The following is a 1,801-nucleotide window of genomic DNA, read 5'->3' on the forward strand; positions in this document are numbered from 1 at the left end:
CAACAGCAGGGCGGCGGCATCGTGGACATGTTCAACATGTTCTCGGGCGGCGCCCTGCACCGTTTCAGCATTTTCGCGCTGAACGTGATGCCGTATATCTCGGCATCGATCGTGATGCAGCTGGCTGTGCACATCTTCCCCGCCTTGAAGGCGATGCAGAAGGAAGGTGAGTCCGGCCGCCGCAAGATCACCCAGTATTCGCGCATCGGCGCTGTGCTGCTCGCAGTGGTGCAGGGCGGTTCGATCGCGCTGGCGCTGCAGGGCCAGGTGTCGCCGACCGGTGCACCGGTCGTGTACATGCCGGGCATGGGCTTCGTGCTCACTGCCGTGGTCGCACTGACCGCCGGCACCATGTTCCTGATGTGGGTTGGTGAGCAGGTGACCGAGCGCGGCATCGGCAACGGCGTCTCGCTGATCATCTTCGCCGGTATCGTGGCGGGCCTGCCGGGTGCGGTCATCCACACCTTCGACGCCTACCGCGACGGCAACATCCAGTTCATCCAGCTGCTGCTGATCGCCATCGTCGTGCTCGCCTTCACCTTCTTCGTGGTGTTTGTCGAACGCGGTCAGCGCCGGATCACGGTGAACTACGCGCGCCGCCAGGGCGGTCGCAACGCGTACATGAACCAGACCTCGTTCCTGCCGCTGAAGCTGAACATGGCCGGCGTCATCCCGGCGATCTTCGCCTCGAGCCTGCTGGCCTTCCCGGCCACCCTGGCCATGTGGTCCGGCCAGGCTGCCAACCAGAGCACCTTTGGCCAGACCCTGCAGAAGGTCGCCAATGCCCTGGGTCCGGGCGAGCCGCTGCACATGATCGTGTTCGCTGCGCTGATCACCGGTTTCGCGTTCTTCTATACCGCGCTGGTGTTCAACTCGCAGGAAACCGCCGACAACCTGAAGAAGTCGGGCGCGCTGATTCCGGGTATCCGTCCGGGCAAGGCCACCGCCGACTACATCGACGGCGTGTTGACCCGACTGACTGCTGCCGGTTCGGCTTACCTGGTGATCGTCTGCCTGCTGCCGGAACTGATGCGCACGCAGCTGAACGCCTCGTTCTATTTCGGCGGTACTTCGCTGTTGATCGTGGTGGTGGTGGTGATGGACTTCATCGCCCAGGTGCAGGCGCACCTGATGTCCCACCAGTACGAGAGCCTGCTGAAGAAGGCCAACCTGAAGGGCGGCAACCGCGGCGGTTTTGCTCGCGGCTGATTAGCCTGTTATACTTTCGTCTTCCTGACGTGATGGTCCTCCGCTTCGCGGACTCTGGCCACACAAACGAAGGGCGGCCCCCGCAGCGGTTCCGGGTGGGGGTGTGATGAGGTGGTCCCGCGCTGGAGTAGCGCGGGCGGCCCGGGAGGCAACTCCAGGTCCAACCCCATCCGGCGCCGGAGCCTGGGCACACTCCCCGGGCCGGGTTCATGAAACCTCTGGTTTCACGGGCTTCCAAGTAAACCGGAACCTTGTTAGTATCACTGGTTCACTTTTTTGATCCATCCTGCCGGATCGGCGTGCCTTGAGCGCGCCGTCGGCCATCACTCAGCTGGAGAACCGCGTCATGGCGCGTATTGCAGGCGTCAACCTGCCAGCCCAGAAGCATGTCTGGGTCGGGTTGCAAAGCATTTACGGCATCGGCCGTACCCGTTCGAAGAAGGTCTGCGAAGTCGCAGGCGTCACTTCGACCACCAAGATCCGCGATCTGTCGGAGCCGGAAATCGAGCGCCTGCGCGCCGAAGTCGGCAAGTACATCGTGGAAGGCGATCTGCGCCGTGAAATCGGTATCGCGATCAAGCGCCTGATGGAC

2 protein-coding genes are annotated in these 1,801 nt (G+C 63.1%); both read left to right on the forward strand.

The window, feature by feature from the left end:
• On the forward strand, positions 1–1,209 hold a 1,209-nt coding region (gene secY / locus AC1VAN_RS20635; protein WP_480986615.1), incomplete at its 5' end, for a preprotein translocase subunit SecY.
• 346 nt (positions 1,210–1,555) lie between these two features.
• Positions 1,556–1,801, forward strand: a 246-nt coding sequence (rpsM, locus tag AC1VAN_RS20640; protein ID WP_480986616.1) for a 30S ribosomal protein S13, incomplete at its 3' end; no start/stop codon positions are given.

It is taken from the genome of Stenotrophomonas sp. 05L44_2, from assembly GCF_056665995.1.